Source organism: Bacilli bacterium (assembly GCA_036381315.1).
Lineage (GTDB): Bacteria > Bacillota > Bacilli > Paenibacillales > KCTC-25726 > DASVDB01.
Window position 1 is genome coordinate 1 of sequence record DASVDB010000095.1, and the last position, 7,838, is coordinate 7,838.

The 7,838-nt window shown below is 51.6% G+C and carries 9 protein-coding genes; 1 reads left to right on the forward strand and 8 read right to left on the reverse strand.

The features are described 5' to 3' along the window. Positions 1-158: 158 nt before the first annotated feature. The 8 genes from VF260_07230 to VF260_07265 are packed head-to-tail and all read right to left on the reverse strand — an operon-like array spanning position 159 to position 6,563. On the reverse strand, positions 159-1,154 hold the full coding sequence (locus tag VF260_07230; GenBank protein ID HEX7056975.1) for a biotin--[acetyl-CoA-carboxylase] ligase: 996 nt from the start codon (positions 1,152-1,154) through the stop codon (positions 159-161). Further along, positions 1,151-2,470, reverse strand: a complete 1,320-nt coding sequence (locus VF260_07235; GenBank protein ID HEX7056976.1) for a CCA tRNA nucleotidyltransferase — start codon at positions 2,468-2,470, stop codon at positions 1,151-1,153. The genes VF260_07230 and VF260_07235 overlap by 4 nt, the downstream gene beginning before the upstream one ends. A gap of 20 nt (positions 2,471-2,490) precedes the next feature. After that, positions 2,491-3,657: an N-acetyl-alpha-D-glucosaminyl L-malate synthase BshA gene (gene bshA, locus VF260_07240; protein HEX7056977.1), complete on the reverse strand. Its 1,167-nt coding sequence runs from the start codon at positions 3,655-3,657 to the stop codon at positions 2,491-2,493. A 53-nt stretch (positions 3,658-3,710) separates the two neighbouring features. Then, positions 3,711-4,409: a bacillithiol biosynthesis deacetylase BshB1 gene (bshB1, locus tag VF260_07245; GenBank protein HEX7056978.1), complete on the reverse strand. Its 699-nt coding sequence runs from the start codon at positions 4,407-4,409 to the stop codon at positions 3,711-3,713. Next, positions 4,406-4,825, reverse strand: coding sequence for a methylglyoxal synthase (gene mgsA, locus VF260_07250; protein HEX7056979.1), 420 nt, complete (start codon positions 4,823-4,825; stop codon positions 4,406-4,408). The genes bshB1 and mgsA overlap by 4 nt, the downstream gene beginning before the upstream one ends. A 15-nt stretch (positions 4,826-4,840) precedes the next feature. After that, positions 4,841-5,638, reverse strand: a complete 798-nt coding sequence (gene dapB / locus VF260_07255) for a 4-hydroxy-tetrahydrodipicolinate reductase (protein HEX7056980.1) — start codon at positions 5,636-5,638, stop codon at positions 4,841-4,843. A gap of 42 nt (positions 5,639-5,680) precedes the next feature. Beyond that, positions 5,681-6,181, reverse strand: coding sequence for a tetratricopeptide repeat protein (locus VF260_07260; protein HEX7056981.1), 501 nt, complete (start codon positions 6,179-6,181; stop codon positions 5,681-5,683). Positions 6,182-6,230: 49 nt separating this feature from the next. Next, positions 6,231-6,563, reverse strand: a complete 333-nt coding sequence (locus tag VF260_07265) for a nucleotide pyrophosphohydrolase (GenBank protein ID HEX7056982.1) — start codon at positions 6,561-6,563, stop codon at positions 6,231-6,233. A gap of 863 nt (positions 6,564-7,426) precedes the next feature. Here VF260_07265 and VF260_07270 point away from each other — a divergent pair. Then, positions 7,427-7,838: YitT family protein (locus VF260_07270; protein HEX7056983.1), on the forward strand; the 412-nt coding region annotated here is incomplete at its 3' end.

Genomic DNA, 7,838 nt, shown 5'->3' on the forward strand with positions numbered 1-7,838 from the left:
CTTCTGTCTCGGTCCCTTCGGCTCAGAGCAGAATCCAAATCGGAAATTGCTTTTACAGGATATAGATTGCGCAAAAACTTGGCAAAAAAGTGCGGTTTCTCAAGAATACCGCCTTTGCAAATATTGTAACAGATTTTTCACAAAGCTGCACGATTTTTTTATTCCTGCGCCCGTTTGGCCGCGGCTTCCGTAAATCCGACTTCTCCGGAGTAGACGGTCGTCTTTTTGCCGTCGCTTTTGCGGACAACGAGGCCGCCCAACGGGTCGATCGCCTCGGCAATACCTGCGACGATGCCACGGCCCGTTTTTACTTCCACCCGATTATGAAGTGTAACGCTGAGCGCCTCCCACAAAATGCGGATCGAATGAAAGCCGTCTGACCGAAAGATGGCGTAAAGCTCCTCCAACTCGCGCAAAAAGTTGGCGATCAGCTTCTCCCTGTCCACCTTTGCGCCGGAAGCGATAAAGAGCGAGGTCGCCCGATTTCTGATATCATCCGGAAAATCGGCTTCCTCAAGGTTTACGCTGATGCCGATCCCGGCAATCACGACCAGCAGTTTTTCGTCTTCGGCGCGGGATTCCAGCAAAATGCCGCATATTTTTTTTCCGTTGAAAAGCAAATCGTTCGGCCATTTAATGCCGATTTCGATCCCGCACATGTTGCGGATGGCCCGGCACAGCGCGACGGAAACAAGCGCCGTCAGTTGCGGCGCAAACGCCAACGGAATATCCGGGCGCAAAATCAAGCTCATATAAACGCCTTTGCCGGGCGGCGAATGCCATTTGCGCCCCATTCTGCCCCTGCCGGCGGTCTGTTTCTCCGCGATAACGAGCGTGCCCTCTTCCGCACCTGCGGCGGCCTGCTGCTGCGCGAGCGTCTGTGTCGACCCGGTTTGCTCGATAAGGATCAGATTGCGCCCGAAAGATTTGGTCTGCAATTCGCGCATGATTTTGGCCGCATCGATCTTTTCCGGCTTTGCCACCAATTTATAGCCCAGTCTGGGCACGGATTCAAACACATAGCCCTTTTTCTTCAAATGTTGGATATGCTTCCAGACCGCTGTGCGGCTGCATTGAAAATAATGACTGAGCAGTTCGCCCGATACGTATTCATGTTTGCGCTCTTCAAAAAACGCGAGCAGTTGCTCGTTCATGTATCCGCACCGTCCCGTATCAATTCCAGCGCCCGTTGGCACAATCGCTCGCGATCGTTGGGCACCCGTTCATAGATGACTTCTTCGTACAGCTTGTCCAATAGCTTGCCAAGCCAGGGCCCCGGGGAGCGCGCTGTAATTCGCAGCAAATCGGACCCGTTCACGCTTAAGTCCGCAGGAGCCGCAACAGGCATTCGCTTACGCAAAACAAACGCTTGTCCATACAGCGCGGCAAAAATTTCTGCCGATAATTCCCCGGGCAATTTTCCGCTTGCGTGGGCCGCCAGGTTCATCAGATCAAGCCATACCGACATGCTTGCGGGAGAAAATCGCACGCAACCCGCGCGCCAAATATTTTGCAGAGATGACGGGAAGTCGTCTGACCGTGCCGAAAGCCGGCTTAACTCATTCGCCATCCATTCATGCAGCCGCACCAAAGCAAGCGTCCTATGTTGCATATGTTTGGCGAATTTAAGCGACTTAAGCAATTTCCCGCCGTCGTTCGCATCGATCCGCAGAGCTATAAGCATAAACGCCCATTTGTGCGCAGATTCATGAAACAGCGGAATGAGCGACAAGAGGCTATCCGCCTCCGCCACGACATTCGGGTGGAACAATACCGGCAAAGCGGTTTTCGTATGTGCCAGCAAGCCGCTTGCGGCAAGCAGTTTGGCTCCTCTGGCCGGATCGCTTCCCGCCACAATGCGCGCAAGTTCCATCTGTACGCGTTCCATCGCGATATGCGCCAATTTGTGCCGGTTGTGCACAAGCGCATGCCAGGTCGTTTTTTCAATCTCGAGTTTGTATTCGGCGGCAAAACGGACACACCGCAGCATGCGCAGCGCATCTTCGGAAAATCTCCGCTTCGGATCGCCGACACAGCGCAGCGTGGCGGTGCGCAAATCCTCCATCCCGTGGAACGGGTCGTACAATGCCTCGTCTGCGTCCATGGCCATCGCGTTGATCGTAAAATCGCGGCGGGACAAATCTTCGGTCAAATCGGTAATAAACCGTACCTGATCAGGCCGGCGCAGATCCGAATAGCCCGCCTCGGAACGAAACGTCGTAACCTCAAAGCCTTGCCCGTCCATAATGACCGTGACTGTCCCATGTTTGACGCCGGTAGCCGCCGTATGCGGAAACAAGGCCACAACCTGATCAGGCGTGGCCGATGTGGCGATATCGATATCTTTTACCGCCCGCCCGAGCAAGCGATCGCGAACATACCCGCCGACCATATATGCGGAGAAACCGCGACGATTCAGTTCGCGTATGATGCTCTTGGCACTGTCGACAAGCCCCTGTTTTTCTGCCACGGTCAGCCTCCTGCGCAATATTACGTAGCCGATTCGCCGATGCACTCGGGTGTCGGCATCGTTTTACCCAGCACGCGGTAGTAGATATGCTCATACTGTTCCACGATCTGATCGCTGTTGAATTTTCGGCAGGCGCGTTCGATGCACGCCTGCGAAAAGCTCTTGTACAATACCGGGTCGGTCAACAGCCGGGCCGCCAACAGCGCCATTGTTTCCGTGTCGCCGACAGGCGCGAGATACCCGGTTTCGCCATGTGTAATCAGCTCGGGAATTCCCCCCGCCGTCGAAGCCACGGTCGGCACGCCGCACGCCATCGCTTCCAGCGCAACCAGCCCGAAACTTTCCTTTTCCGAAGGCAACAGCATTAAATCCGCCAATGATACAAGCTGCGCCACTTCGTCTTGTTTTCCCAGAAAGATGACGCGATCTGCAATTCCCAGTTCTTTCACCTTGCAATGCACTTTCGGCAAATCCGGCCCCTCGCCGACGAGCAGCAATTTGCTCGGAATAGCTTCGTTGACGCGGCGGAAAATAGCGATGACATCACCCAGCCGTTTGACAGGACGGAAGTTGGAAATGTGCATGATGATTTTTTCGCGGGGTCCGGCGAATTCCCGCCGCAACCATTTGCACTCGCGCGGATAATAAACCCGTTTATCGACAAAATTATAAACAAGATCGATCGGCTTTTCGATATGCAGCAATTGTACCGTTTCCCGGATCAGATCGTTTGATACGGCCGTCACCGCATCGCTTTTGTTAATGCCGAACCGAATCAGGTCGCTTAACGACTCATCCTGGCCTAAAACCGTAATATCCGTCCCATGCAGAGTCGTTACAACCTTCAGGCGGTCGCCTACCATTTGTTTCGCCAACAGGGCGCATATGGCATGGGGAACCGCATAATGAACGTGCAGCAAATCGAGGTTTTGCAATTTTGCCACCTGCGCCTGTTTGCTGGCGAGCGACAAATCATATGGCGGATGGCGAAAGACGGAATAATCGTTTACTTCGACTTCATGATAAACGATGTTTTTATGAAACGCTCCCAGACGAAACGGCATGTTATGGGTAATAAAATGAATTTCATGCCCCTTTTCCGCGAGCAGTTTCCCCAATTCGGTAGCGATTACGCCGGATCCGCCCAAAGACGGATAACAGGTAATGCCGATTTTCAGTCCGGCCATCCGGTTCACCCCCGCATGATTGTATGATACAGACTATGTTTCGCCGCCGATTTTCAGAATAGATCAACAAGGATCGGCAGCCGGCTGGCGAAGCCTTCGGCGTAATCCACCGCGATTTGTTGTCCCATCAGGCTGTCGCGGGCTTTCACCCGTTCCAGATAACCTTGATTGATCGGCGTCGCAACCATGTCTTCGCTTTCTTTTGGCAACACAAATTGCGATTGAAAGGAGCGCAGCGCGGCCATTTTTTTGCTGTAAACATCACTGACGTCGACGATGGCGTCCGCTTTGCCGATATCGTTGATGAAATAAAAATAAGTCCGCGCGACCGTAAACGGCGCATATTCCGCTTCATATTTGCGCAATTTGGCGTTGAAAACCGCTTCCTCAACCATTTTGCCGGCCAGCACATGATCGGGATGGCGGTCAACCCAATACGGAGCAAAAACCAACCGCGGGCGGAATTTGCGAATTTCCCGCACAATGGCCGCTATTTGCTCGTGATGAAGCGCAAGTCCGCGATCCGGCAACCCCAGGTTGGTGCGGACGGCAAGGCCAAGCTCTTTTGCCGCCTGGTCCGCTTCCGCTTTGCGCGTTGCGACATCGCCGTTGGAAGACAGCTCGGCGTGCGTCAGATCGCAAATGCCGACGCGCAGCCCCCTGGCCGTGTGTTTGGCTATCGTTGCGCCCATGCCGATTTCGGCATCGTCGGGATGGGCGGCGAAAACAAGCAAATCAAGCGGAGCGGTCATATGCTCTCACCCGGTTTATATTTATGCACAAGCTCCCGCCAGGCAAAATCGCCCCGATCCAATGCCCTCACCATAATTTCCGCGCAAGCGATGTTCGTGGCGACGGGGATGCTGTGCACGTCGCATAGTCTGAGCAACGCGATAATATCCGGCTCATGCGGCTGCGCCATCAACGGATCGCGCAAAAAAATGACCAAATCCATTTCATTTTGCGCCACAAGTGATCCAATCTGCTGATCCCCGCCAAGCGGGCCCGACATGAAGCGGTGTATCGTCAATCCGGTTTTTTCCGCAATCCTTAATCCCGTCGTGCCCGTAGCGTAAAGCTGATGTTTGCGAAATACGTGGGAATAGGCCAGCGCAAAATTGACCAGTTCTTCTTTTTTGCGGTCATGGGCAATAAACGCGATATTCATCCGCCAGTTCCTCCCCTAGTCGAGAAAATGCTCGAACCCGTAAACGATTCCTTGCACATCCAACACTTTTTTAACCGCGACGTTGACACCCGGCATGTAGCCCGCACGATCGTACGAGTCATGCCGGATTTTCAGCGTTTGGCCATGTCCGCCGAAAATAACTTCCTGTTGTGCAAACACGCCAGGGAGTCTTACGCTGTGAATGCGGAACCCGTTTATGTATCCCCCGCGCGCCCCTTCGATCACTTCCGTTTCATTCGGATTGCCCTGTTTGAGTTCTTGCCGCGACTGCGAAATCAATTCGGCCGTCTTGATCGAGGTGCCGGACGGAGCGTCCAGCTTTTGGTCGCCATGGTACTCGATAATTTCCACATGCGGCAAATATTTGGCAGCCTGCGCGGCGAATTTCATCATCAAAATCGCACCGATGGAAAAATTTGGCGCGATGATGCCGCCGATTTGCTGTTCGCGCGCCAGCTTGTCCAACAATGCGATATCTTCAGGCGAAAAGCCCGTTGTGCCGACAACCGGCCTTACTTTCAGGCGGATAGCGGTTTTTACGTTATTCATCACCGTATGGGGGGTTGTAAAATCCACCATGACGTCTGCATGCGATTGCACCAACGCCAATTCCAGGTCGCTTTCGATCGCGACGCCGCAAGCGCTTTTTCCAACGATCGTGCCGGCATCGCTGCCTGTAGCTGAAGGGTCGATTGCCGCCACCAATTGCAACTCGCTGTCTTCCAACACCATCTTGACCACTTCGCGCCCCATTCTGCCGCAAGCGCCGGTTACTGCCACTCTGATTGCCATAACGTTTTCACCTAATTCCTTTCCATAGCGAGAATCCATTCGTTACTTAAATTGCTCGTTATATTCTTTAAGTAATTTTGCCCCAAGCTCATGCTGCGGGTCAAGCCTGATTACTTCTTCGAGCGAACGGATCGCCTGATCGTAACGGCGCAATGCGGCATATGCCGCTCCCAACAACAGATGTCCGTCCACATTCAATGGGTCCAACGCCGTCGCCCGTTCCAGCAATTCAATCGCTTCCGCATGCCGGTCGTGCCGTTTGCGCAAGGCCAGTTCGGCCTGCCGCACCAGATCCCGGGCTGTGATGTGCTGAAGATGAAACAGATATTTCTCGTTGCCGTTTGCGAAGCCCGCGGCCGCCCGGGCGTGAAAAAGCGCTTTATCCAGCTTGTCGCTGCGCGCGTAGGTGATCGATAATTTATAATGATACTCCGCGTTGTCCGGATCTTTGGCGATCGCCTGTTCAAACCAATCGATCGCCTGGGCAAAATTTTGGTCCAAAATCGACTCGTACGCTTTCAGAATTTCTTTTTTTTCACCCATCCGCCATCCTCCTTACCATGAAGGATGGTACAGCATATGACGCTTACGGTCATTCGGTGTGTAACCGGGTCCAGCGATCTTTGTCGCGCGTATTGAATTTCTCCATGACCTTGTCGTGCGCCGCGGTCAAATCAATCCCCAGCGAATTGGCGAAACAAATCACGATGAATAAAATATCACCAAGTTCCATTTCCACCGTATTTTCTTTTTCGTCGGCCCTTTTCGGCTTCTCGCCATACCGGTGATTGATTTCCCTGGCCAATTCGCCTACTTCCTCGGTCATTCTCGCCATCATCGCAAGCGGGCTGAAATAGCCTTCCTTGAATTGGGAGATGTAGGCGTCCACTTCGTTTTGCAGCTGACGCATCGTTTTATCGGACAAAAAGTTCATCCCTTCCTTTGCCAACGCCCGGATTCGGACACCTACATGTTAGCGCAAAAAGAAAGGCAACTCAAATGTTTTGTTGCCCGGGACGCGATTTGCTTGAATGCTTCACCCACCGGAGAAGGCTCAATCATCAGGATCAATTCTAACGGACGCGACAGAGGCTATTTCGGGTTTTACGTCCGGATTTCGAGTTTAACAGACGTAGGCGAGCTTATTTTAGCATTTTGCGCGGTATTCAGGTGAAAAAACGGCGAATAGCCGCTGTGGCGCCCGTTAAAATTTTTGCCCAGCCTATTTTCGGCAAATAGCCTCTGCTACGTCCGTTAGCGCTGGGTGGGAGGGGAGAGTATTTTTATACCCTTAGGGATTAGTTTACCAATCTACGGGTATTTTTTATTTTCTTTATTAGTCGCAAAAATAAAATATAAATCATACAAAAATATCGTTTTTATAATCTCATTAATTATTGCAATCATAAGTATTAAACTTAATATTGATTTTTCTAAAGAAGTTTTTAACAAAGTTGGTAAGGCGGATGATCCTAATTCACGAATGTATCGTGCACCATTATTAAATATTTATACGAATAAAGCTTTTTTTAATTATTATACGTTGATGGCTTCTACAGCGGTTGTTTCCATTATTGCATTTATTGTGGAACCAATATTAACGAACAAGCAACATCCTAAGCTCCCGCAATGAGATTCCCCGCTTCCCCGCAATGGGAACAAATGGCGCAGGCTTTGCGAAATATGCGTAATAATTAATCAACACGGGAAATTTACTCTTGTCTCATATAATTACTAAATACAATTATCAGGTTACGCGTAAAGCCAATGTGGCCAAAGGAGAACCGCATGCACACGGAGCGAAATTATCGGATACTGCTGACGAATATTTTGCCAATCATGCTGGGAACGGCGATCTATGCGTTTGGAATCCATTATTTTGTGATCGCGAACGAATTGATGGAGGGCGGCATCACGGGAATCGCCCTCCTGCTCAACTACTCGCTTCATTGGCGTCCGTCATGGACGACGCTTGCCATGAATATCCCGTTGTTTTGGGCAGGGTATCGCTTCTTTACCCGCAGCACGCTGTTATACACCATTCTTGGCACAACTTCGGCTTCCTTTTTCTTATGGGTTATGGAAGAATTCATTCGGCACGGCTGGATTCATCCTTTTTACTCTCCGGATGATCTGCTGCTCGCCGCTTTATATGCCGGGGTAACACTCGGAACCGGTCTGGGCATCGTGTTTCGTTTTG